Genomic DNA, 23,344 nt, shown 5'->3' on the forward strand with positions numbered 1-23,344 from the left:
TGTCGCAGCAGGTTGTCTACGAGGCCAGGACCCTCAGCGGTCACCCGGCACCAGGCGATGGCGAGCTCAGCGCCCTTACCGAGCGGTTCGCACAGGGCAACCGCTCGGCTACGGCTGAGCGGGATCGCCCGCACCCTGCTACAGGCCACCAGTCGCCTCTGACACATGGCACGTCCCCCACAGGCCTGCCGTCGCCCACGTTAGGCGGGAGCACGGTTGTGCCCACCCCGGCCCGCAGACGCCCAGCCGTCAAAGTGCGGTCACTTCTCGCCAACATTGATCATGCTTCCCGCCGCCAGGTGCGGTCAAGACTCACGAGCAACTGTGGTCAGTTCCCACGAACAAAACCTGTCCCCTCTGCTCTGGTAACTCATCGGGCGTTCTGCAGGTCAACCTATGCGGTGCCGCCGACGCGATATCAGTCTTAACTTATATAAGTATAGGCCGGTATGATCATCGTCGTGCACGCGTTCGACATTCTCGGCGACCCCGTGCGCCGGCGCATTCTGGAGCTGCTCGCCGACGGCGAGCAGACCTCCGGGGCGATCACGGACGTCATCCGGGCCGAGTTCGCCATCTCCCAGCCGGCTGTCTCCCAGCATCTGCGTGTGCTGCGTGACAGCGGGTTCGCGTCGGTGCGGGCTGAGGGCGCTCGGCGGTTCTACGCTGTCGAGCCCGCGCCGCTGAGCGAGGTTGACGCGTGGCTGGACCGGTTTCGCCGGCACTGGGAACAACGCCTCGACGCCTTGGGGACCGAGCTGGCCCGGGGCAGGCGTGCACGCCTGCCCCGGGCCAGTGAGGAACCCACCCGGCAGGCCGGGTTCGGCACCGATACGGGCAAAACTGATCCACCACCGACAGGGGCATGACATGAAAGACCTACTGGACGAGCTGGCCGCCGTGCACCGGGCGATGGGCAGCAGCAGAGTGCCCGCCGGCGAGGCGTACACCGTAGAGCTGCGGCGTCGATACGACGCGGAGATCGACGACGTCTGGGACGCCATCACCAACCCCGAGCGGCTGGGCCGCTGGTTGAAGCCGGTCACCGGGGACCTCCGGCTTGGCGGAAAGTTCGCGTTGGACGGTGGTGAGCACGGCGACATCCTCCGGTGCGAACCGCCGCGTCTACTCAAGGTGTCCTGGCTCTACGGACCGGACGCCGACGCCTGGCCCGGCACGAGCGAGGTGGAAGTGCGCCTGGTCCCGGGCCCCACCGGCGACACGGAGCTCGAACTGATCCACGCAGCGTTCATCGGGGAGCCCTCCTTCCCCACCTACGGCCCAGGCGCCGGCGGCGTCGGCTGGGACCTGGCTCTGCTCACCCTGGCCCGGCTCCTGACCGAGGGCGAGATCGCCGGCCACGAAGAGTTCGAGAAGTCGCCCGAAGGACGCGAATTCAGCCGGCGCAGCGCCGCAGCCTGGGGCCAGGCTCATTTGGCCGCCGGTGGCGAACCGGAGCACGTCGCGGCCGCAGTCGAGGCCACCACCCAGTTCTACGCCCCCGACCCGGCCTGACATTCCTACTGCGGTGGGCCGACCGGCGCCCTCGGCGCCCGCACCCACGATGAGAATCACGAATCGCCAGGCCGAGGGCCGTCCCCACACACCTAGAAGGAAACGAATGATGCGCCCCATGAAATACACCGTCTCCATCGAGATCGCCCTGCCGCGGGAGAAGGTGGCCCAGCTGCTCGCCGACCCGGCACACCTGCCGAAATGGCTGCGGGGCCTGGTGCTGCACGAGCCGCTGAGTGGGGAGCACGGGCAGCTCGGCACCAAGTCGCGTGTCGTGATGCAGATGGGCCAGCGGAAGATCGAGGGCACCGAGACCATCACACGCCGGGAACCAGCAGACCTGCGCGAGATCACGAAAACGAGCGTCGTTCACTTCGACCGCGAGATCGTCGGCGAGGGCATGTGGAGCGCCGTGCGGGACCGGCTGACCGAAGCCGGCCCGGAAACGACGCTCTGGGAGTGCGAGAACGAATACCGGTTCAGCGGCTTTCTGATGAAGCTGGTGGGACTTCTGATGCCCGGCGCCTTCCGCAAGCAGTCGCAACAGCACATGCAGGACTTCAAGGCGTTCGCCGAGCAGGGAAAGGACGTCCGCGAAGCGACGGACTGATCTGCCGTAACTGGTCAGGCGTCTGACGGCGTGGCGTGTTGATCTTCCCTTCGTCCGTAGATGACCGCTGAGGCAAGCTGCCCTTTGCCACAGATAACGGGGCCGCTTCATGTACGGCCCCGCGGGCGTCGCCGCAGGTCGCGATCAACGATGCCTCATCCCCCCTCGTCCGCTTCGCATGAGTGCGGACGGGTGGCCTGCCCCGCCTCCTGGTCCTGTACCCGTGCGGTCAGAGGGTCACCGGTAGCGACGTGAGCCGCCACGTGCCGGGGTCGAGGGCGCGGGTCTCCTCGGGTGCCGTCGCCAGGGCGAGGCGGGGGTGGCGTTCCAGCAGGGCGGTGAGGGCCGTCTCCGTCTGGACGCGGGCCAGGGCGGCGCCGAGGCAGAAGTGGGGGCCGTGGGAGAAGCCCAGGTGGGGGGCGGCGGCGGGGCGGGTGACGTCCAGGCGGTCGGGGTCGGGGAAGGCGCGGGGGTCGCGGTTGGCGGCGGCCACGGCGGCGGTGATCGCGTCGCCCTCGCGGATCTCGGCGCCGTACAGCTCGGCGTCCTCGCGGGCGTAGCGCGGGATCGCCAGCAGGACGGGGCCGCACCAGCGCATGAGCTCCTCGACGGCGCGCGGCATGAGGCCGGGGTCGGCGCGCAGCGCGGCGAGCTGCTCGGGGTGGGCCAGCAGGGCGGCGACGGCGTTGCCGATGAGGTTGTGCGGCGTCTGGCCCGCCAGGACGAGGAGCCAGACCATGGTGACCATCTCGGTGTCGCTCAGCCGGTCGTCGTCGTCATGGGCGCGGATCAGGTCGGACAGCAGGTCGTCCCCGGGGTCGGCACGCCGCCGCGCCAGGGCTTCCTTGGCGCCGCCGATGATGCCGGGCAGCGCCTCGGCCAGCCCCTGGCCGGAGCCGGACGCGATGACCGCGCCGTACTCGCGCCACGCCGGGCGGTCGGCGTGCGGGATGCCGACCAGCTCGCAGATCACGTCGATGGGCAGCGGCCGGGCGTAGTGCCGCATGAGGTCCACCACTCCCCCCTCGGCGTGGCCGGGCAGCTCGTCGAGCAGCCGCGCCACGAGCGGCTCGATCCTCGGCCGGAACTCGGCGGCCCGGCGCACGCTGAAGGCGGGGGCCACCAGCTTGCGCAGCCGGACGTGCTCCGGCCCCTCCATCTCCGACATGGTCCGCATGTACGGCAGGCAGTCCTCCGGCACACCGGGCCGCAGGAAGCTCTCCGATCTGATGCCGAAACGGGGGTCGCCCAGCAGCGCGCGGGCTCCCTCGTGCCGGGTGAGCAGCCACACCGGGCCGATGCCGGGGATGGTCAGCCGCGCGATGGGCGAGCTTTCCCTGATCTCGCCGTAGGAGGTGAACGGGTCGCGGATCACCCGCATGTCGGTGAGGTCGATCTCGGGGATGACGGCGGCGGCGCCCGTGCGGTCTTCGGTCATGCGTCCTCCAGCTTTCGGATGTTCAGAACATATGATGACATCATCTGAATGGCGACGGTATCTTCTGATCCGACGCGTGGCAAACCGGGGGAACGAGGGGACCATGGGGCGGCTCACCCGGGCGGAGGCCCAGGAACGCAACCGGGCCAGAGTGCTGGCCGCCGCCCAGGACGAGTTCGCCGAACACGGCTTCCGCGACGCCAAGATCGACGCCATCGCCGACCGCGCCGGCCTCACCCGGGGCGCGGTCTACTCCAACTTCCCCGGCAAACGGGCCCTGTACTTCGCGGTCCTCGCCGCCCTGTCCGACCCGCCCCACCCCACGGGCCGCCTCGACCCCCACCCTCCCGCCGCCGCGCCTCCCCACGGGACGCCGGCCCCGGATGCGGGCGGTGCCGCGCGTGAGGCGCTCGGGGCGCTCGCACGGGAGTGGGTGGCGCGGCTTCCGCTCGCCACCGACGAGCACGGGCCGGCCCGGCTCGGCCGGGACCTGATGCCGGAGATCCTCGCCGAGGACCGGACGCGGCACGCGTTCGCCCAACTGCTGAAGCTGGACGCGATCCTGCTCGGCCTGGCCCTGGAACGGCTGCGCCCGCCCGGGGCGCCGGCGGCCCGGCAGGTGCGGCTCGCCGAGGCGGTGCTGACCACCTTGCACGGCGCGAGCCAGATGGCCGCCGCGGCGCCCGGCTTCCTGGAGCCCTTCGACGTCGTCACCGTCTGCCGCGAGCTGGCCGGGCTCGACCTCGGCGGCGGCCGGCCCCCGCTGCCCGGCGTCCCCCCGCCCCGCGCCGTGGACGAGCCGTGGTCGCCGCCGCCCGCGACGGACGCGGTGCGCCGCTCCCCCGCCCGTCTCCTCGGCGACGGCGTGGTCGCGGTGCTCGGCCTGCACCGCCTGGAGGCCGCCGAGGAGGCCGTCCGCGCCGCACCCCCCGGCACACCGGTCACCGCCGTCGTGGTCACCGGCGATCCGGGCGAGTTGTCCCCGCTGGCCCGCCTGGTCGTCGCCGACGTGTGCGCCCCCCTGCGGCAGGCCTTCCCGGCGCACGCCTGGCCTCCCCTGCAGGTGGTCCACGACGACACCGGCGCCCTGGCCGCCGCGGCGGGTGTCCCCGCCGTGTCCGACAGCACCGAGACGGCCGTCCGCGTCGAGGGCGGCCGCGTGGTCGCCCGCGCCGACGGCCGCCTTGCCGCGCACGCCACCGCGGCGTCCGTCACCCGCCCGTCCCGTCAGACGCGCTAGGACACCAGGAGAACACCGGCACCGCCGTCTCGTGGTCCGAGGGCCGCCCGGCCCGCTCCCCGGCGACGCCTCTTCGCCCGGGACACGCCACGAGGCCGGGATGTCTGTCGCCGGCGTGGAGGTCAGACGCGAGGGCCGGGCGCGCGGCGGAAGACGAACGGCTCGGCCTCGCGGCCGGGCACGACGAACCAGCACTCCCCCGTGCCGTCGCTGTCGAGCAGCCGGAAGAACGCGTCGGCCACCGTGGCGACGTCCAGGACGGGGAAGCCGATCTCCTCCAGCTTCCGCCTGCCGTCGCCGAGGATCGCGGTGTCGGCGAACGACGGGCACAACGCGTGCACCTTGACGCCGGACGCCGCAAGGTGCGGGCCGAGCGAGCGGACGAGGCCCACCACGGCGTGCTTGTTGGCGGCGTAGATGGGGTCGTCCGGGATGCCGACGATGCCCGCCATGCTGGCGGTCGCCACGATCGTGCCGCCCCCGGCGGCCCGCAGCGCCGGGAGCGCCGCCTGGACGCCGAACACGACGCCGTCGAGGTTGACGCCCATGACCCGGCGGTAACGCGCCAGGTCGAAGTCGTCGCCGAGTCCGCAGCCGGAGACGACGCCGGCGTTGAGGAACGCCAGGTCCAGCCGCCCGTACCGGCCGGTCGCGGTGGCCACCGCACGCTCGTTGTCCTCCGGCAGGGACACGTCGCACGCCACGGCCACCCCTCCGGCCTCCTCGGCGACCCGTCCCGCGGCGTCCTCGTCGACGTCGGCCACCACGACGTGCGCACCGGCGGCGCCGAGGCGGCGGGCCACCGCGGCCCCGATGCCGTTGCCGCCGCCGGTGACCAGGGCCACCAGGCCGTCCAGGTGGCCGGACCGCACGACGCTGGCGCGCTCAGAGGTGGTCACAGTGGCAGTCCTCCGGTGGCGGCGCTGGTGGAACCGGTGTCCCGGTACGCGGCGATCGTACGCTCGGCGATGCGCATCTGATGGATCTCGTCGGCGCCGTCGGCGAACCGTGCCCAGCGGGCGTGCTGGAACATCGACGCGAGCGGCGTGTCGGTGGAGTAGCCGAGCGCGCCGTGCACCTGGATGGCCCGGTCGACGATGCGGTTGAGGCTGCCGGCGACGAAATGCTTGGCCATGGACACCTCGGTGCGGAAGTCCTCCCCCTTGTCGATCTTGGAGGCGGCGTGCAGGACCATGAGCTTGCACTGGTACAGCTCCATGGCCGAGTCCGCGATCATCCACTGCACGCCCTGCTTCTCGGCCAGCAGCGACCCGTGGCTGTACCGGGCGAGCGCGCGGCCGACCATCATGTCCAGCGCCGTCTCGGCCTGCGAGATCCAGCGCATGCAGTGCGCCAGCCGGGCCGGGCCCAGGCGGTACTGCCCGAGGCGGTGCCCGTTGCCGCGCCCGCCGAGGATCTGCGCGTCCGGCAGCCGCAGGTCGGTGATGACGATCTCGCTGTGCCCGGTGGAGCCGTGCATGGTCTCCACCTCGCGCACGTCGTCCCACCCCTGCTGCGGCAGGTCCACCAGGAACGCGGTGGTGGCGCCGCGCGCCCCCTCGGGCACATCGGGCTCGGTGCGGGCGACGAGGATGGCGAAGGAGGCGCGGCGGGCGTTGGAGATGAACCACTTGTGGCCGTTGATCACCCACTCGTCGCCGTCCTTGACCGCGCTGGTGCGGATCAGGGTGGGGTCGGACCCGGCGACCTCCGGCTCGGTCATCGCGAAGCACGACATGACGGTGCCCGCGAGCAGCGGCCGCAGGTACCTGTCCTTCTGCTCGTCGGTGCCCCAGTGCAGCAGGGTGTGCATGTTGCCCTCGTCGGGCGCGGCGCAGTTGAGGATCCACGGCCCGAGCCGGGTCTTGGCCGCCTCGGACTGCACCATGGCGAGCGCGACGTGGCCGAGTCCCATGCCGCCCCACTCCTTGGGCATGTGCGGCAGCCACAGCCCGAGTTCCTTGGCCTTGCCGCGCAGCCCGACGATGACACGCAGGTACTCGTCCCGGACGGCGCCGCGGCGTTCCCGCTCGAACGGCGCGACCGCGGGGACGACGGTCTGCTGGACGAACTCCCTGACCCGCCGCCGGATCTCCTCGTGCTCGGGGGCGAGGGTGAAGTCGATGGCCATCGGACTCCTCTCGTCGGCGGGCCCGCCCGCCGCCACCCCGTCCCGGGAGGGATGTTTGACGCGGCCGCTCCACTGTTTAAGGCAAGTGCCTGATTACCCTAACCTTGGGTCCTGGCCCCGGCAAGAAGGCCCCGCCCGCCGCACGACGAGGACGTCCATGCCTCCCGATCCGCGCACCACCGCCGCCCGGCTGGTCGCCGCCGCCGAGCACCTGTTCGCCGAGCGCGGCATCGACGCGGTGTCGCTGCGTGAGATCACCGTGGCCGCCGGGCAGCGCAACACCACGGCGCTGCAGTACCACTTCGGCGACCGCGACGGCGTGCTGCGCGCCGTGCTGGCCAAGCACGAGCCCGAGATCGAGGCGCGCCGCCACCAGTTGCTGGACGAGTACCAGGCCCGCGGCGCCCTGCCCGCCGGTGAGGCGCGCCGCACCCTGGCGGCGGCCCTGGTGCGGCCGATGGCCGCCAAGCTGGCCGATCCCGACGGCGGGCGGGCCTACCTGCGGATCATGGAGCAGTTGGTGCACCGGTCCGGCCGGGTGCCGCTGCCGGACGCCGGCCCCGCGCGCAGCATCCACCGGTGGCGCGAGCTGGTGGCGCCGCTGCTGTCCCCGGTGGCGGTCCGGCTGCACCAGCGGTTCACCGCCATCCGGCTGACGTACGTCGAGCTGGCCCGCCGCGCCGGGGGCCCCGCCAAGGACGACCGGCTGTTCACCAGCCACCTCGTCGACGTGGTGTCGGCCGTCCTGGCGACCGAGGTGTCGGACGAGACGGCCCGCCTTCTGGAGGAACGCGCAGAACGCCGCCGCGGGGCGTGAACGGGCGATGGCGGCCGCACGGCGCGGCCGCCATCGTCACGTGATCCCGCTAGGAGTGCGGGCAGGTGTCGCGGTACTCCTCGATGGCGAGGCCGGAGGGGGCCGGGCACAGGAACTGCTCGTAGCGGGTGTCGTTGTCGATGAACCGCTTCATCCACGAGATCATGTACTTGGCCATCGTGGTGTTGGAGGTCTGCGGGAAGAAGTGCGAGGCGCCGTTCAGCTCCAGGTACGCCTTCTCCGACGACGACGGGATCGTGCTGTAGAACGGCTCGGAGTGGGTGGCGACCGGCGCGATCGAGTCCGTCTCCCCACCGATGATCATCGTGGGCACCCGGACGCCCGACCAGATCTTGGTGAGGTTCCACGGCGCGAGCGGGATGGCCGCCTGCAGCGAAGGCCGCGCGTTCGCCGCCTCCAGCGAGCCGCCGCCGCCCATGGAGTGGCCCGCCACCGCCAGGCGCGAGGAGTCGATGCGGGAGCGCACCGAGCTGCTCTGCACCAGGTAGTCCAGCGCGGCCAGAAGCTGCCTGCCGCGGCTGTCGGGCTGGTCGTAGATGGTGTTGGTCTCGATGCCGATCACCACGAAGCCCTGGGACGCGAGGCGCGGGCCGAGCCAGCTCAGGCTGGACCAGCGGGCGGTGTACCCCGGGGAGATGGCGATGGCGCCGAACGTGCCCTGGCTGGTGTCGGTCGGGTAGTAGATCGTCCCGCCGCCGAACCCGGTGACCAGCGACGACACCGAGGTCTGCGCGGTGGCGAACGGCCCGCGTGAGGCCTCGATGCTGGCGTTGGAGGGCGCGGGGCCGCGCTCGTAGGGATTGTCCGCCGCCTGGGCCGCGGGGGCGGAGACGAGGCCGCCGCAGGCCAGGGTGAGGACCAGCCCGGCTTTGGCGATCAGGTGGGAACGGGGGGAGAGGGTTCGAGGTCGCTGCACGTGTGCGCTCCCTGGTGGTAGGAGGGAACCACTCCGCGGGACGGCCGCGCGGGCCGTACGGCAGGGATGCGGGACGCCGCGAGGGGCTCGGCGCCGGGGGTTCCGTTTACTGCTGCCGGTCGCCATTGTTGGATCGCGCTGTCACCCGCGCATCGGTGAAATCACCGGCCTCGCCACGACGCGGTGAGACCGGTCAGGACAGCAGGCGGGACAGCTCGACGCGGGAGCGGACGCCGAGCTTGACGAAGATGTTGCGCAGGTGGTGCTCGACGGTGCGGGGGCTGAGGAACAGGCGGGCGGCGACCTCGCGGTTGGTGGCGCCCTCGGCGACCATGCGGGCGATCTGGGACTGCTGCGCGGTGAGCGGCTCGGTCCCCGCGGAAGGGGCGGGCCGCGCCGGCTGCACCGACTGACCCGCGGCGCGCAGCTCGCCGCGGGCCTGCTCGGCCCACAGCCGCGCGCCGAGCCGTTCGAACGTCTCCAGCGCGCCGTGCAGGTGCTGGCGGGCGGTGCCGGGCCGCCGCTCACGGCGCAACGCCCCGCCGTACAGCAGGCGGGTGCGGGCCGTCTCGAACTCGCACGCCCCCAGCCGGTGCAGCTCGAGGGCCTCGCGGAACAGCGCCTCGGCCTCACCCGGGCCGGCGAGCAGCGCGTGGCAGCGCATCGCGAGGGCCCTGCGGTCGGGGCTGCGGGTACTGCCGGCCCACCGGTCCAGCACCCCGAGGGCCGTCTGGGCGCGGCGGCGGTCCCCGGTGCGGGCGGTGGCCTCGATGAAGGTGGGGATGGCCATCACCCGGGCCACCAGGTGGTCGTGCCTGCGCCGGGCGCCGAGCCGGGCCGCCGCCTCGGCCACCCGCCCGGCGGCGAGGTCCACGTGGGCCAGGGCCAGGGTGCCGATCGCGGCGGGCAGGCCGAGGCCGTGCGCGTCGGCCAGCTCGAACGCGGCCCCGGCGCGGATGCGGCAGGTCTCCTCGTCGCCGTACAGGGCGGCGACCAGCGACAACCAGGCCAGGTGGTGCCCCGCGGAGTTGAGCCTGCCGGTCTCCTGGGCCAGGCGCAGGCCCTCCACGGCGTGCGCGGCCATGGAGGCGTAGCGTCCCGTCCAGAACTCGGCGTGGATGACCGGCTCGAGGAGCTGCGGCAGCGCGGAGACGGCGCCGTGGCTGCGGGCGGTCTCCACCGACCGGGTGGCCAGGGCCAGGGCGTGGTCGTCCTCTCCGAGCATGAGGCTGGCGACGCCCGCCCAGACCAGCATGGCGGGGTCGCGCACCGACGCCGACAGGTGCAGCACCCGGCGCAGCGGGCCGGCGGCCTCGTCGTGGCGTCCCTGGAAGGTGGCGGCCATGCCCGCGAGATAGTCGAACATGAGCTGGGCGGGCGCGGGGTCGTCGGGGCGGCGCAGCTCGGCGGCGCGGCGGGCGATGGCCACGAAACGGCGGTTGTCCCCGGCGAAGTACCCGGCCTCGGCGGCGCGGACCAGGGCGCGCACGCCGAGCTCGCGGTCGCGGTCGAGCAGCCACCCGGCGGCGGCGAGGAACTTGTCGCAGGCGTTGCCGGTCTCCCCGCCGCGCAGTTCCAGGCCGCCCTGCAGCAGTTCCGCCCTGCCCCGGGTCTCGGCGGTGACGGCCAGGGTGCGCAGGCGGTCGAGCAGGGCGCGGGCGCGGCGCGGGTCGCCGGTGGTGGCGGCGTGCCGGGCGGCGGCGGCCAGGCGGGCGGCCTTGACGTCGCCGCGCTCGGTGAGCTCGGCGGCGCGTTCGAACGCGAGGGACGGGTCGGGGTGGCCGGCGTGCGGGGGCGCGTCCTGCGCGGCGGCGGCCAGCTCGTCGCCGAGGTCCTCGGGCGGGCCGTCCAGCGCGGCGGCCCGGTGCCAGGCGCGGCCGAGGCGGTGCTGGCCGGGCAGGGCCGCCAGCAGGCGGTGGGCGGCGCGGCGGCGAGTGGGGGCCGCGCCGGAGTAGACGACGGCCCGCATGCCGGGCTCGGCGAACGCGTGGCCGTCCGTCGTGGTGCGCAGCAGGCCCGTCCGCTCGGCGTCCTCCAGCGCGGCGGCGGCCCGGGGCCCCGCGGCGCGCAGCAGGGTGGGGGGGTCCAGCCCGGGGGCCGCGGCGGCGAGCAGCAGCAGGTGGCGGGTGGCGGCGGGCAGGCGGGCCAGTCGCTCGGCGTGGGCGCGCCACAGGCGTCCGTCGCGGGGCAGGGTGACGGGCGGGGCGGCGGTGCCGTCCAGGTGCGCCGGGGTGAGGGCGCCGGTCAGCTCCCGCAGGGCCAGGGGGTTGCCGCCGGCGATCCGGTCCAGCGCGGTGTATAGGTCGTCGGTGAGCGCGCCGCCGGTCAGGTCGGCGGCCAGTTCCCGCGCGGCCTGCGGGCCGAGAGGGCGGAGGGTGCGGGAGGGCAGGCCGGCGAGGGCGGGGTGGTCGTCGCGGGAGGCGAACAGCAGGGCGATCGGCTCCCCTTGCAGGCGGCGGCCCGCGAAGCACAGCGCCTCAAGGCTGGCGGTGTCCAGATGGCAGGCGTCGTCCACGCAGGCCAGCACCGGCCTGTCCGCCGCGGCGGCGGCCAGCAGGTCGAGCACGGCGGCGGGCAGGGCCAGTCCCGGCGCGCCCGCCCCCATCTCCAGCGCCCGCGTCAGCACCCGCCCCCGCGCGGGGGCCAGCCGCGCACGTTCCCCGGCGAGGGGCCGCAGCAGGGCGTGCAGGCCCGCGTACGGGATGCCGCTCTCGGCCGCGACCCCCGCGACCTTCAGCACGGTGAGGTCCTCGGCCTCGGCCGCGGCCCGCTCCAGCAGGGCCGTCCTGCCGATCCCCGCCCCGCCGAGCAGCAGCAGCGCGCCGCCCGCGCCCGCCCTGGCGCCGTCCAGCAGCGCGCGCACCGCCTGAAGCTCGGCGTCCCGGCCACGGAGCACCGGCGCGCTGGGGTCGCCGGGGGGGAGCACGCCTCTCAGTGTTACGCCCATATGTCGCGTTATGAAGCTCTATTTCGTGATCTGCACGACTCGCGGGGCGAAACCGGTGGTTTCACCGATGCGCTCAGCCGGAGGCGCTACGTTTGGCGTGAAGCGAGAGGAAGGGACGACCGACGTGGCCCACGAGTTCCGGCTGTCCAAGGAGATCGAGCTCGACGCGACTCCAGAGCAGATATGGGACGCCATCGCCACCGGCCCCGGCATCGACGCCTGGTTCATGGGCCGCACCGAGCTGGAAGGCGCCGTAGGCGGCACACTCGGCCACACCATCGCCGGCCACACCGCGACAGCCGAGATCACCGCCTGGGAGCCCGGCCACCGCTTCGCCCACGAAGGCGGCTCCGGTGACTTCTTCACCGCCATCGAGTACATCATCGAGGCCCGCGAGGGCGGCTCCACCGTCCTGCGCCTCGTCCAGAGCGGCATCCTCGGCGACAACTGGGAGACCGAGTTCGAGGCCATGCAGGAGGGCTGGGACATGTACCTGCACACCCTGGCCCAGTACCTGACCCACTTCCACCCCCGCCCCGCCACCGTCGTCACCGCCATCCGGCCCGGCGTCCCCCCGAGGCCCGACCTCTGGCCCACCCTCCTGGCCGCGCTCTCCGTGACCACCCCCGTGACGGAAGGCGCCCCCGCCCGCTTCTCGATCGCCGGCACCTCGGTGGAAGGCACAGTCGACTACGACGGCCTCCCGACGGTCCTCGGCATCCGCACCCAAGACGCCCTCCTCCGTTTCCTCCACTCCGGCCCCGACCGGGGCAACGTCCTGGTCCTCGGCCATCACCTCTTCAACACCCCCGACCCCGACAAGGCACACGAGACCTGGAACACCTGGCTGACCCACCTGCTCCCCTAGCCCCACCCCCGCCCCCCTCCGCCTGGTCTCCCGGTGTCGCGGGGGCCGGTCAGGCGGTGCCGCGGCGGGAGCGGGCCAGGGTCAGGGCGGCGAGGGTCAGGGCGACGAGCCCGATCACCAGGGCCATGTAGCCGCCGACGATTCCGTAGCCGGTGCCGGGACCACCCTTGGCGGCGGCCACGACCATGCCGCCGATGACCGCGCCGGCCAGGCCCGTCACCAGGGCCACGACGGCGCCCCTCCTGCCGCCGTTGCCGATACGGCGGCGGGCGCGGGCCAGGGCGAGGCCGCCGGCGACCACGCCGGCCAGGCCCAGTCCCGCGGCCACCAGGGACCAGAGACGGCCGGAGGTCAAGGTGTAGGAACCGACGGGGTCCGGCTGGACCAGGACGTGCGCGGCTGCCGGTGTGGCGAGCCAGAGAATCGCGAGCGGGGCGGCAGCGGCGACGGCAAGCAGGCGACGGATCGACATGAGTGCTCCTCCTTCTGTGACGTGGATGTCACCTGATCATGTCTCCTGGACCCCCTGCCGATCGTCCAGCGGACGCAGGCATTTCGCGCTGCCGCGGACGCCGCAGGAGTCGCGGGGGTACCGCGTGTGCGGTAGGCGGCCGATCGTCCGTGCGCAGGAGTCACCCGCGCGGACATCCGGCTAGGGTGCGCGCATGAGCACAGGACGGGCCGGCGTCACAGACTGGGCGATAGCCGTCTGTGTGGCGGCGGCGCTGCTGGTGACCGGGCTGTCGGGGCAGGGCCCCGCCACGGGCCTCGACCTGATCGGTGACGCGCTGCTGGTGGCCGGCGGCCTGGCGCTGGCCGTGCGCCGCCGGGCGCCGATCGCGGTCCTGGCCGTCACCGGGGCGTGCGCGGTGGGGTACCAGGCGGCCGGTATCGACGTGCCCGCCGTCGCGTACCTGTTCGCGGTGTACGCCGCCGTACGGGCGGGGCACCGCACCGTCACGATCGTGCTGAGCGTGCTCATGCTGGCCGCACTCCCCCTCGCCGCCCTCGCCTCGGGGCTGCACGACACAGGGGAAGCGTTCGCGCAGGCCCGGGGCGCGCTCGAACTGGCGTGGCTGATCGCGGCCGGCGCCGCGGGTGAGGCGCTGCGGCAGGCCGAGCGGCGGGCGGAGGAAGCCGAGCGCACCCGGGAGGAGACCGCGCGGCGTCGTGCCGACGAGGAGCGGCTGCACATCGCGCGGGAACTGCACGATTCGCTCACCCACCAGATCTCGATCATCAAGGTGCAGGCGGAGGTCGCCGTGCACGTGGCCCGCCGGCGGGGCGAACAGGTGCCGGAGGCGCTGCTGGCGATCCAGGAGGCCGGGCGTGAGGCGGCCAGGGAGCTGCGTGCGACACTGCAGGCGCTGCGCGACGACGACACCAGCCCGCCGCGCGGGCTCGACCACGTCCCGGAACTGGTGGAACGGGCCCGCACCACCGGCCTCGAGACGACGCTGACGATCGAAGGGCAACGGCACGACGTGCCGGCCGCGGTGAGCCGGACCGTCTACCGCATCGTCCAGGAGTCCCTCACCAACGTCGCCCGGCACGCCGCCGCCGCCACCGCGTCCGTCCGGATCGACTACCGTCCCGGCACCTTGGCGATACGCGTCGACGACGACGGCACGGCCACGCCGGGCACCGCCCCGGTGCCCGGCGTCGGGCTGCTCGGCATGCGCGAACGGGTCACCGCCCTCGGGGGCCGCCTGCGCGCGGAGCCGCGCAGCCAGGGCGGCTTCACCGTCCAGGCCGAGCTTCCTGTGGACCAGACGTCGTGATCCGTGTCCTGCTGGTGGACGACCAGCCGCTCCTGCGCAGCGGATTCCGCGCCATCCTCGACCTCGAGGACGACATCGAGGTGGTGGCCGAGGCCGGCGACGGGCTGAAGGGCGTGGCCCTGGCCAGGGAACATCTCCCCGACATCGCTCTCATCGACATCCAGATGCCGGTCCTGGACGGCATCGAGGCGACCCGGCGCATCGCCGCCGACCCGTCCCTGGCCGGGGTGCACGTCGTCATCCTCACCAACTACGGTCTCGACGAGTACGTCTTCGACGCGCTGCGCGCCGGCGCGGCCGGATTCCTCGTCAAGGACATCCTGCCCGAGGACTTCCTCCACGCCGTGCGCGTCGCCGCCCGCGGCGACGCGCTGCTCGCCCCGTCGATCACCCGCAAGCTGATCAACCGGTACGTCACCCAGCCCCCACGGACCGGCCCCCACACGGGCTTGAAGGAACTGACCAACCGCGAACGCGAGGCCGTCACCCTGGTCGCGCAGGGCCTGTCCAACGACCAGATCGCGGACCACATGGTGATCAGCCCCCTGACCGCGAAGACCCACGTCAACCGGGCCATGTCCAAACTCCACGCCCGCGACCGAGCCCAGCTCGTCATCCTCGCCTACGAATCCGGCCTGGTGGTGCCGCGCACCTCCTGACACCCGCTCCTCGGCGGGTGCGGGTGGCCGCGGCGGGATCCCTTTTCACCGGGCTCGGAGGTGGGACAACCACGGATGCCCGGGCCGTACCGCGGCGAGCGACTCCCGAAGCCATGAACGCCGCGCTCCGGTGAGGCCGGGGAGGAGAGCGAAGAGGTCCTGCTCGTCGTGCGGCCGGACACCACCGCCGGTGGCTTCCGCCTCGGCGGTGGTGAGGTTTCCCCCGGCTTTGAAGAAGAGGACGACTTCCGGGGTGGCCGTCGGCACGCCCCATGGGGACGGCCGGACGCAACGGTCGAGCGGGACGGCGATGTCCTGTTCCCGGTTGAGGACCCAGTCGTGGCCGGACCGCTCGTTGAGGAGGAACTCGAACTCGAAGGCGGTGTGCGTCAAGGTGGACGAGGTGGCCAGCGGGCTGCCTGACGTGGGGACATGGATGTGGGCGGGCAGGTCGAGGTGCCGGCCGTTCCATTGCTCTGTGCTGTCGTCCGGGAGATGGGGGTCGTGGGCCACGACTGCCCAGCCCTGGAAGTGCTCGAAGACGGCGCGCTGGTCATGGTGGAAGACAGCGATGTCGACGTCGAAGTGACGGCGCGTCCGCCGGCCGAGCCAGGCGTCGGCGGCCCAGCCACCGCAGAGCAGCCACGCGGGACCGAAACCGGCAAGCAGGTCGCGCACGTACGCGACGGCCTGCGGCACCCTCGCGCCACGCGAGAAGTGATCGTCCATCGCGTGATGCTCCCTCGGGGTCGGGGTCAGGTTCGAGGGGGTGGGACGGGGCGGAAGCTGTCCAGGCGCCAGTGGTGCAGGGCCGGGTCGGTGAGGGCGGTGGTCAGGGCGGCCTGGATCTCGGCGGGGGTGGTGTCGTCGGGGGTGTCCAGGCGCAGGGTGATGGCGCCGTTGGACGTGGACAGGCCGGTGCGCCAGTGGGCGGGCAGCAGGGCGAGCACGCGGATGCCGTCGGCCGGGGACGCGGTGGGGGGCGCGTCCGGGGACGTGCGGTGCAGGATCGCCTCCACCAGCATCGTCGCACCGTTCCTTCGCTCGGGGGACCGGGGACGGCGCCGGCCGCGGAGCCGCACCGGCCGCCGTCCGCGATGCTATCGGACCCCGCCGGGGAGGCGGGGACGCTCGGGACGCCGGTGGGCCGCCCGCCGTCCGGGCGGGGGCCCGCTGTCGCCGGCCGGCCCCTCAGGAGGGCAGGGGTTCCAATTACGCCATCGCCGTGGCCCCTACCGGCCTTAGCGGGCGAGAAGCGCGCCGATAACGAGCGGATAGCGGGCGCGAATACCTTCGGTATTGCGAACAGGGAAACGCACCGACCAAGACTCCGCACCACGAGGGGTGGGCTCGAAAATGATGGAAACCGCCAAGGCTCTCACTGCCCGCATCACCGTCGTCCTGATCATCGCCGCCGGGGGAATGGCCCTCCACGCCGCCGCGTCCGCCGACACGACATCGGCCACGAAGCCCGAGCAATCCGCCAGTACGCCGGTCTTCCTTCCTGGTCAGCCCGCGAAGCTACACGGCAACACCCCCTGGGGCTGACGCCCCTCAGCGAGCCCCCCGACTCGTGTGCGGCCGGAGCGTAAGCTCTCCGGCCGCATGCCGCGTTTACCTGTAACCCATTGACGTCATTTCTTCAGATCGTGCGCGCAGACCCGGCTGATCGACTCGCGCCGCACAGATCTGTTTTCTTCACGGTGATCGACCGCCGCCTCACAGGCCGGGAATTCCCCCGGTGGCCAGGATTCCCCCGCGCTTGCCCGGGAGCGTGGAATTGACGGCCACAAGGATTACCCGGTACCCCGGAACGAATATTCAACACGCGGGAAACACAACCGTGCCGGGCCTCGGCGTGTCCGGTGACGGCGCCACGGCTGAGGGAGGGCGGGGCCTGGTGGTGATCCGCCCCGGCGGGTACGTCGGCGCCGTCACCGACGGGCCCGCCGGGGCGGCCGCTCACCTGGCCCCGCTGGGCCGCCGACGGCACCCGGTCAGTGGCTGAGCCGCCGGTAGCGGCGGACCGACAACGGGAAGAACACCGCCAACAGGACCACGGGCCAGATGACCGCGAGGGCCATGGCGTGCTGGGCGGCGAAGGAGTCGCCGCCCCAGCCGGGGTTGCCGAACAGTTCGCGGGCCGCGGACACGGTCGCCGACATGGGGTTCCACTCGGCGATCGCGGCCAGCCAGCCGGGCATGGTGGCGGGCGCGGCGAAGGTGTTGGACAGGAAGCCGAGCGGCCACACCAGGATCTGCACCGCCATCACCGCCTCGGGGTTCTTGGTGATCAGCCCGAGGTAGACGCCCGCCCACAGCAGGGCGAAGCGCAGCAGCAACAGCAGCCCGACCGCGGCCAGCGCCGCGCCGGGCCCGTTGTGCCAGCGCCACCCGACGGCGAGCCCGCAGACGATCATGGCGGCGAGGCCGAGGGCGGAGTTGAGCATGTCGGCGGCGCCGCGCCCGGTGACCACCGCCGAGCGGGCCATCGGCAGGGAGCGGAACCGGTCGGTGACACCCTTGCCGATGTCGTTCGCGACCGCGGTGAAGGTGGCCTCGATGCCGAACACCATGGTCATGGCGAACATGCCGGGCATCAGGAACTCCCGGTAGTCCCCGCCGCCCGGCACGACCATGCCGCCGCCGAACACGTAGCCGAAGATCAGCACCACCATCACCGGGAACAGCAGCCCCACGATGATCTGGGCGGGCCGGCGCACCCAGTGGGTCAGGTCCCGCACGGTGATCGTCCACCCGTCGGCGAGCGCCCAGCCGAGGCGTCCGAGCGGCCCGCGCGGCGGGGGCGGGACGGCGGGTGCCGCCGTCAGGGGACGGTCCGCGTCCCGTGTCGTCGTGCCGTTCACGCCGCCTCCGTCCTGGTGGTGCTGCGGGTCTGATGGTGTCCGGTGAGGTGGAGGAACACGTCGTCGAGGGTGGGGCGGCGCAGCACGATGTCCTCGGCCTGGACGCCGGCCTCGTCCAGGGCGCGGACCAGGTCGGTGAGCGCGGCGACGCGGTCGCGCACCGGCACGCTGACCCGCCGGGCCGCGGCGTCGGTGTCCGGCTCGGCGCCGGCGACCCGGACGGCGAGCGCGGCCACCGCGGGCACGCCGGCGGCCTCGGCGGCCACGATGTCGATGCGGTCGCCGCCGATGGCGGCCTTCAGCTCGGCGGGGGTGCCCTCGGCGATGACGCGTCCGGCGTCCACCACGCACACCTGCCCGGCCAGGCGGTCGGCCTCCTCCAGGTACTGGGTGGTGAGCAGCACGGTGGTGCCCGAGGCGGCGAGCGTGCCGACCGCCTCCCACACCTCCTCGCGGCCGCGCGGGTCCAGCCCGGTGGTGGGCTCGTCCAGGAACAGCACGGGGGGCGACAGGATCAGCCCGACGGCCAGGTCCAGCCGCCGCCGCATGCCGCCGGAGTACTGCTTGACCGGTTTGCCGCCGGTACCGGCCAGCCCGAAGCGTTCCAGCAGTTCCTCGGCCCGGCGCCGGGCCGCCGCCGGGCCGAGGTGGTGCAGCCGCCCGAACATGACGAGGTTCTGCCGCCCGCTGAGCACCTCGTCCAGCGCGGCGTGCTGCCCGACCAGCCCGATGCGGTACCGGGCCTGGTCGGCCCGCCGGACCACGTCGAAGCCCGCCACCTCGGCCCGCCCGGCGTCGGGCCGCACCAGCGTGGTGAGGATCCGCACCGCGGTGGTCTTACCCGCGCCGTTCGGCCCGAGCAGCCCGCACACCGTCCCTGCGGGCACGGCCAGGTCGAACCCGGCCAGCGCCTCGGTGTCCCCGTACCGTTTGCGCAGCCCCTCGGCGATGATCGCGTGTCCTGTGACGTCCACGGCACCCTCCTCGCTCCCGTTTCCGTACGGCGTACCGTACAGCATACGGGAAGCGGGTGCGTGAGTGTTCCCCCCACGACGACAGCGCCGCCGGCCCGGACGGGTTCCGGGCCGGCGGCGCAGGTGGACAGGGAGATGTGGTGGGTTATGCGGTGTTCGTCGCCGGCCTGGCCGGGGCCGGCCGGTCGGCGGGGCGGTCCGGGACGACCCGGACCATGGCGCGGTGGATCAGGAACTCCAGCGGCCCCCGGCGCCACCAGCGGCGCACCAGGGTGGAGAACACGACCACGAAGCCCGCGATGCTGAGGAACAACTGGAAGGAGAACGGAGGCTGGTTGCCGAACGGGAACAGCAGCAGGAAGTGGCCGACGTAACAGGTGAGCGCCAGGCTGCCGGTGGCGGCCAGCGGCCACAGCAGCCGCTCCCACAGGGGCTGGTCCATCACGATCAGGAAGAACCCGATCAGCAGGAACCCGATGCCGATCATCATCGGGCCCATCGGGAGGCTGATGTCGAACATGCCGTAGGGCTTCATCATGAACAGCGAGATCCACGGCATCTCGCCGCCGCCGGGCCGTGAGGGCCGGACCGCCGCCAGCGCCCCGAGCCCGCCGAGCGGCACGGCGGCCACCCACCACATGGCCAGCGACCCGGCGATGGCCGCGGCGCCCGCCGCCATCAGCCGCAGCCGTACCGCGTGCGGCCGCAGGTCCAGCCGCCCGAGTCCCATCCCGGCGAACAGCAGCGCCGCCGCGTAGGGGGTGTCGGGACCGACCAGGTAGTAGGGCCAGTCGGCGGGGTTGAGCAGCAGCGCGAACCCGTCGACGGGGAACGGCCACTCCCCGATGTAGTTGAGCATCACGAACCGGAACAGCGGACCGGCGACCGCGGCCACCGCGGCGGCGATGAACAGCGGCCTGGCCTTCAGCTTGGTGAACGGCAGCAGCAGGACGAACCAGACGCAGTACGACAGCAGGATCGACTCGCCGTACTCCAGCAGGATCAGGGCCAGCGGCAGCATCGCGACCGAGCGGATCACCAGCCGCTTGCGGGCCAGGGTCATCCCCGCCCCGGACGGCGGCCGCGCGCCGCCCGTCATCAAGGCCACCGACACACCCGCGCAGAACACGAACAAACTCATCGCGCGGTTGGTGACCGCCTCGTCCATCCACAACAGGCCGGGCACCGGCTGCTCGGGCGGCAGGACCGCCCGCAGCCAGCCGGTGGGCCAGACGTGCACGTAGATCATGCTGATGATGGCGATGGCCCGCACCACGTCCAGGCCCAGAAGCCTGCTGCGCGGCTTCGCCGGGGCCTCGGCCGCCGTCGCCGGCGCGAGGACGGTGGCGTCAATGGACTCGTCGACCCGGCTGGACGTCATCGGGCGGGTCCTTTCGCCAGCAGATGTGGAGACATTTCCCATCCTTCTTTGACAATTAGTCAAGAAAGCTAGTGTCCGTCAAATATGAGCGGTGTAAAAGTCCCCTCCTGCGACAAGTGAGGAATCTAACGAGGCCGCGGTACGCGCCACGTAAAGGCGCGGCCGGCCCTGGCCTGGGGGCGGTCGCCGGGCACGGCCCACACCATGGCGCGGTGCACCAGCCACTCCAGCGGCCCTCTGCGCCACCGTCGCCGCCACAGCGCCGCGGCGACGATCATGACGATCGAGACGCCCACGAACACGGCGAAGCTGTACGGCAGCGGGTCGTTGAACGGGATCAGCAGCAGGAAGTGGCCGACGTAGCAGGTGAGCGCCACGCTGCCCATCGCGGCGACCGGCCACAGCAGCCGGTGCCCGAGCGGTGTGTCGGTGAGCAGGAGGAACACGCCGATCAGCAGCATGCCGAGCCCGATCATCGAGGCCCCCATGGGGAGGCTGATGTCGAACATGCGGTAGGGCCGCATGATGAACAGCGCGATCCACGGCAGCTCGCCGCTGCCGGGCCGGGACGGGGTGATCGCGGCCAGCGTCCGCGCCCCGCCGAGCGGCCCGGCGGCCAGCCCCCACATCGCGAGCGCCCCGGCCAGCACGGCGCCGCCGGCCGCCGCCAGCCGCACGCGCACGGCGCGCAGGTGCAGGTCGAGGCGGCCGACGGCCATTCCGGCCAGCAGCAGCGCCGAGGCGTACAGGGTGTCGGGCCCGGCCACGAAGTAGAGCAGGTCGGAGGGGTGCAGCAACAGGGAGAAACCCTCGTGGGGCATCGACCACTGCCCGACGTGGTTCAGCAGGACGAACCGCAGCACCGGGCCGAACACCGCGCACACCGCCGCGGCGGCGAACAGCGCCCGGGCGCGCAGCCGGGTGAGCGGGAGCAGCATCACGAACCAGAAGCAGTACAACGTCAAGATCACTTCGCCGTACTGCAGGAGTGCCAGCGCCAAGGGGAACATCACGGCCGAGCGCACCGCCAGGCGCCTGCGGGCGATCGACATGGCCCGTCCCGCCGGAGGGGCGGCCCCGCCGGTGACCAGGGCCACCGACACCCCGGCGCAGAAGATGAACAGGCTCATCGCGCGGTTGGTGAGCACGATGTTGAGCCAGTCCAGCATGGGGACCGGGTCGGCGGGCGGATGGATCGGCGTCCACCACCCGGTGGGCCACACGTGCACAAAGGTCATGCTCAGGACCGCGATGGCCCGCACCACGTCCAGGCCCAGCAGGCGCCCGCGGGAGGCCTCGGCGGGCCCGGCGGCGGGGGCGGCGCGTCGTGTGCCGGCGACCGGGCTAGACGTCATCGCCCCGGCTCCCGGTATGGCGTGTACACCCGGGCGAGGCGCCACGAAGGATCACAAGGCGTAGCGGCTCGAACGGTAACTCGCAGGACATAGCCCACCCTTTCTAAGAAAGTTGCTGAACAAAACTGTTGTGTCAGGAAACTAGTCAAACGTGCGGTAAGTTCCACGTAAAGGGGGTTTTCACTCACCTTTCAGCGCCGGTGAACTCGGACTTTTCGCCGGGACGGCCCACAGAACGGCACGATTCGTCAGCCACTCCAGCGGCCCGCGCCGTGCCCGCGACCGCCACACCGTGGAGAACACCACCAAGGTCAGGCCGACCACGGCGAAGACCAGGAAACTGGAGGGCGGTTCGGCGCCGAGCAGCATCAGCAGCGCGAAGTGCCCGGCGTAGCAGGTGAGCGCCAGACTGCCGGTCGCGGCGAGCGGCCACAGCAGCCGCGCCCCGGCGGGCCGGTCCGCCGCGAGGAGCAGCGCGCCGGTCAGCAGGAGCCCCAGGCCGATCATCATGGGGGCCATCGGCACGCTGACGTCGAACATGCCGTACGGCCGCATCATCAGCGGCGTGATCCACGGCAGGCGGCCGTCGCCGGGGGGCGCCGGCACGACCTGCGCCAGGGCGCGTGTCCCGCCGAGGGGCCCCGCGGCCAGCCACGACAGCAGCCCCGAGGCGGCCATGACCGCCGTCCCGGCGAACATCAGGCGGATCCGCACGGTCCGCGCGCCGAGGTCCAGCCGGCCGAGCCCCATGCCCGCCAGCAGCAGCGGGATCGCGTACGGGGTGTCGGGGCCGGCCAGGTAGTACCCCGCCCAGGCCGGCCAGTCGCCGGGGTTCGTCAAGATCGCGTACACGTCCCCGGGCGCCGCCCACTCACCGGCGAAGTTGAGCTGCAGGTAGCGGTAGAGCGGGCTGATCAGGCAGAACGCCGCCGCGGCGGCGAACAGCGGGCGGGCACGCAGGCGCAGGACGGGCAACAGCAACAGGAACCACAGGCAGAACGACAACAAGACGGCCTCGCCGATGGCGAGGCCGAGCAGGGCCAAGGGGAACATCGCCGCCGAGCGCACCGCGAGCCGCCTGCGGGCCAGGGTCATCGCCCGCCCGGACGGCGGCCGCGCCCCGCCGGTCATCAACGCCACCGACACGCCCGCGCAGAACACGAAAAGACTCAGTGAACGATTGCTGATCAACTCGTTGAGAAACTGCAGAACCGGAACCGGATCATCGGGGGCCACCATGGGGGTCAGCCAACCGGTGGGCCACGCGTGCACGAATACCATGCTCAGAATCGCGATCGACCGCACCACGTCAAGTCCCAATAAACGACCGCGAACCGCCGGCCGCTCCCCCGGGGGCCGCTCCCCCGGTACCGTCACCCCCGGCCCACCGCGGGGCCGCACACGCTCGGAGACCATGCTCACACTTCTTCACCTGCTCCGTCACACCGGCGACCATGCATCGTCCCGGCACGACGCCGGGCGGGGCCGTCATCCCGATGACGACCCGCGGGGAAATTCCACTCGGTCAACATTCCCGTTGCGTCCTTTCACTTGACTGGGAGTCAGAACGCTAGTGCGCCCAGAGTATGAGCGTTGTAAATCAGATAACAGCCGATTTCCGACACATGTGAGAACCCTGGACTTGTGCCGCGCCACCCTGGTGATCGCGGCACCGGTGGCCGGGGTCCAGCCCTGGAGAGCAGTCCGGTAATGTTGCCGTCCCAGCCCGGACACGTCCCGAGGAGGTGAGACCCATCACCGCACGATCAGGCAGGGTTCTCCCTCCCGCGCCCGCCCGGCCCGCCGGGCGGTAGGTGACCGAGG

At 72.7% G+C, this 23,344-nt stretch carries 23 protein-coding genes; 10 read left to right on the forward strand and 13 right to left on the reverse strand.

Features of this window, described 5'->3' with window-relative positions:
* Positions 1–461 precede the first annotated feature (461 nt).
* From ABGB17_RS25130 to ABGB17_RS25140, 3 genes are all read left to right on the forward strand, one after another.
* On the forward strand, positions 462–869 hold the full coding sequence (locus ABGB17_RS25130; RefSeq protein ID WP_347633767.1) for a metalloregulator ArsR/SmtB family transcription factor: 408 nt from the start codon (positions 462–464) through the stop codon (positions 867–869).
* A gap of 1 nt (position 870) precedes the next feature.
* A complete protein-coding gene (locus tag ABGB17_RS25135) occupies positions 871–1,515 on the forward strand; it encodes an SRPBCC domain-containing protein (protein ID WP_347633672.1) in 645 nt (214 codons plus the stop codon).
* 118 nt (positions 1,516–1,633) lie between these two features.
* Positions 1,634–2,125 (forward strand): SRPBCC family protein, encoded by a 492-nt coding sequence (locus tag ABGB17_RS25140; protein ID WP_347633674.1) that lies wholly within the window; start codon positions 1,634–1,636, stop codon positions 2,123–2,125.
* A gap of 229 nt (positions 2,126–2,354) precedes the next feature.
* On the opposite strand, the gene ABGB17_RS25145 is transcribed toward ABGB17_RS25140, so the two are convergent.
* The gene (locus tag ABGB17_RS25145) at positions 2,355–3,563 is read right to left on the reverse strand and encodes a cytochrome P450 (RefSeq protein ID WP_347633676.1); all 1,209 of its coding nucleotides are present in this window, start codon (positions 3,561–3,563) and stop codon (positions 2,355–2,357) included.
* 103 nt (positions 3,564–3,666) lie between these two features.
* On the opposite strand from ABGB17_RS25145, the gene ABGB17_RS25150 reads away from it, so the two are divergent.
* Entirely contained in the window at positions 3,667–4,803 is a 1,137-nt protein-coding gene (locus ABGB17_RS25150) for a helix-turn-helix domain-containing protein (protein WP_347633769.1), read from the forward strand.
* 122 nt (positions 4,804–4,925) lie between these two features.
* On the opposite strand, the gene ABGB17_RS25155 is transcribed toward ABGB17_RS25150, so the two are convergent.
* Both ABGB17_RS25155 and ABGB17_RS25160 read right to left on the reverse strand, forming a co-directional pair.
* On the reverse strand, positions 4,926–5,702 hold the full coding sequence (locus ABGB17_RS25155; protein ID WP_347633678.1) for an SDR family NAD(P)-dependent oxidoreductase: 777 nt from the start codon (positions 5,700–5,702) through the stop codon (positions 4,926–4,928).
* Entirely contained in the window at positions 5,699–6,934 is a 1,236-nt protein-coding gene (locus ABGB17_RS25160; RefSeq protein ID WP_347633680.1) for an acyl-CoA dehydrogenase family protein, read from the reverse strand. The genes ABGB17_RS25155 and ABGB17_RS25160 overlap by 4 nt, the downstream gene beginning before the upstream one ends.
* A 157-nt stretch (positions 6,935–7,091) precedes the next feature.
* Here ABGB17_RS25160 and ABGB17_RS25165 point away from each other — a divergent pair, with 157 nt between their 5' ends.
* A complete protein-coding gene (locus tag ABGB17_RS25165) occupies positions 7,092–7,751 on the forward strand; it encodes a helix-turn-helix domain-containing protein (protein ID WP_347633682.1) in 660 nt (219 codons plus the stop codon).
* A gap of 49 nt (positions 7,752–7,800) precedes the next feature.
* Here ABGB17_RS25165 and ABGB17_RS25170 read toward each other — a convergent pair whose 3' ends face one another.
* Both ABGB17_RS25170 and ABGB17_RS25175 read right to left on the reverse strand, forming a co-directional pair.
* Positions 7,801–8,634, reverse strand: coding sequence for an alpha/beta hydrolase (locus ABGB17_RS25170; RefSeq protein WP_347633771.1), 834 nt, complete (start codon positions 8,632–8,634; stop codon positions 7,801–7,803).
* 247 nt (positions 8,635–8,881) lie between these two features.
* Entirely contained in the window at positions 8,882–11,635 is a 2,754-nt protein-coding gene (locus tag ABGB17_RS25175) for a LuxR C-terminal-related transcriptional regulator (protein WP_347633684.1), read from the reverse strand.
* 97 nt (positions 11,636–11,732) lie between these two features.
* On the opposite strand from ABGB17_RS25175, the gene ABGB17_RS25180 reads away from it, so the two are divergent.
* Positions 11,733–12,503 (forward strand): SRPBCC domain-containing protein, encoded by a 771-nt coding sequence (locus ABGB17_RS25180; RefSeq protein WP_347633686.1) that lies wholly within the window; start codon positions 11,733–11,735, stop codon positions 12,501–12,503.
* A 49-nt stretch (positions 12,504–12,552) separates the two neighbouring features.
* Here the strand turns inward: ABGB17_RS25180 and ABGB17_RS25185 are convergent, their stop codons facing one another.
* Complete coding sequence (locus tag ABGB17_RS25185; protein WP_347633688.1) at positions 12,553–12,975, reverse strand: DUF6223 family protein; 423 nt, start codon at positions 12,973–12,975, stop codon at positions 12,553–12,555.
* Between the two features lie 193 nt (positions 12,976–13,168).
* Here ABGB17_RS25185 and ABGB17_RS25190 point away from each other — a divergent pair, with 193 nt between their 5' ends.
* Positions 13,169–14,284 carry a histidine kinase gene (locus tag ABGB17_RS25190; protein ID WP_347633690.1) on the forward strand — a complete coding sequence of 372 codons (1,116 nt, stop codon included), beginning with the start codon at positions 13,169–13,171 and terminating at the stop codon, positions 14,282–14,284.
* The gene (locus ABGB17_RS25195; RefSeq protein ID WP_347633692.1) at positions 14,281–14,943 is read left to right on the forward strand and encodes a response regulator transcription factor; all 663 of its coding nucleotides are present in this window, start codon (positions 14,281–14,283) and stop codon (positions 14,941–14,943) included. The genes ABGB17_RS25190 and ABGB17_RS25195 overlap by 4 nt, the downstream gene beginning before the upstream one ends.
* 45 nt (positions 14,944–14,988) lie before the next feature.
* On the opposite strand, the gene ABGB17_RS25200 is transcribed toward ABGB17_RS25195, so the two are convergent.
* Both ABGB17_RS25200 and ABGB17_RS25205 read right to left on the reverse strand, forming a co-directional pair.
* Positions 14,989–15,672 carry a hypothetical protein gene (locus ABGB17_RS25200; RefSeq protein ID WP_347633694.1) on the reverse strand — a complete coding sequence of 228 codons (684 nt, stop codon included), beginning with the start codon at positions 15,670–15,672 and terminating at the stop codon, positions 14,989–14,991.
* Between the two features lie 26 nt (positions 15,673–15,698).
* Positions 15,699–15,968, reverse strand: coding sequence for a hypothetical protein (locus ABGB17_RS25205; protein ID WP_347633696.1), 270 nt, complete (start codon positions 15,966–15,968; stop codon positions 15,699–15,701).
* 331 nt (positions 15,969–16,299) lie between these two features.
* Here ABGB17_RS25205 and ABGB17_RS25210 point away from each other — a divergent pair, with 331 nt between their 5' ends.
* Positions 16,300–16,491, forward strand: a complete 192-nt coding sequence (locus ABGB17_RS25210) for a hypothetical protein (protein ID WP_347633698.1) — start codon at positions 16,300–16,302, stop codon at positions 16,489–16,491.
* A gap of 295 nt (positions 16,492–16,786) precedes the next feature.
* Positions 16,787–16,951 (forward strand): hypothetical protein, encoded by a 165-nt coding sequence (locus ABGB17_RS25215; RefSeq protein WP_347633699.1) that lies wholly within the window; start codon positions 16,787–16,789, stop codon positions 16,949–16,951.
* Here the strand turns inward: ABGB17_RS25215 and ABGB17_RS25220 are convergent.
* The 5 genes from ABGB17_RS25220 to ABGB17_RS25240 all read right to left on the reverse strand — a co-directional run bounded on the left by ABGB17_RS25220 (position 16,941) and on the right by ABGB17_RS25240 (position 22,936).
* Positions 16,941–17,774, reverse strand: a complete 834-nt coding sequence (locus tag ABGB17_RS25220; protein ID WP_347633773.1) for an ABC transporter permease — start codon at positions 17,772–17,774, stop codon at positions 16,941–16,943. The genes ABGB17_RS25215 and ABGB17_RS25220 overlap by 11 nt on opposite strands.
* A gap of 32 nt (positions 17,775–17,806) precedes the next feature.
* Positions 17,807–18,784 carry an ATP-binding cassette domain-containing protein gene (locus ABGB17_RS25225; protein ID WP_347633701.1) on the reverse strand — a complete coding sequence of 326 codons (978 nt, stop codon included), beginning with the start codon at positions 18,782–18,784 and terminating at the stop codon, positions 17,807–17,809.
* 145 nt (positions 18,785–18,929) lie between these two features.
* Positions 18,930–20,165 (reverse strand): heparan-alpha-glucosaminide N-acetyltransferase domain-containing protein, encoded by a 1,236-nt coding sequence (locus tag ABGB17_RS25230; RefSeq protein ID WP_347633703.1) that lies wholly within the window; start codon positions 20,163–20,165, stop codon positions 18,930–18,932.
* 125 nt (positions 20,166–20,290) lie between these two features.
* The gene (locus tag ABGB17_RS25235; protein ID WP_347633705.1) at positions 20,291–21,520 is read right to left on the reverse strand and encodes a DUF418 domain-containing protein; all 1,230 of its coding nucleotides are present in this window, start codon (positions 21,518–21,520) and stop codon (positions 20,291–20,293) included.
* Positions 21,521–21,700: 180 nt separating this feature from the next.
* Entirely contained in the window at positions 21,701–22,936 is a 1,236-nt protein-coding gene (locus tag ABGB17_RS25240; protein WP_347633775.1) for a DUF418 domain-containing protein, read from the reverse strand.
* Between the last annotated feature and the right edge of the window lie 408 nt (positions 22,937–23,344).

Source organism: Sphaerisporangium sp. B11E5, from assembly GCF_039871875.1.
Taxonomy (GTDB): Bacteria; Actinomycetota; Actinomycetes; order Streptosporangiales; family Streptosporangiaceae; genus Sphaerisporangium.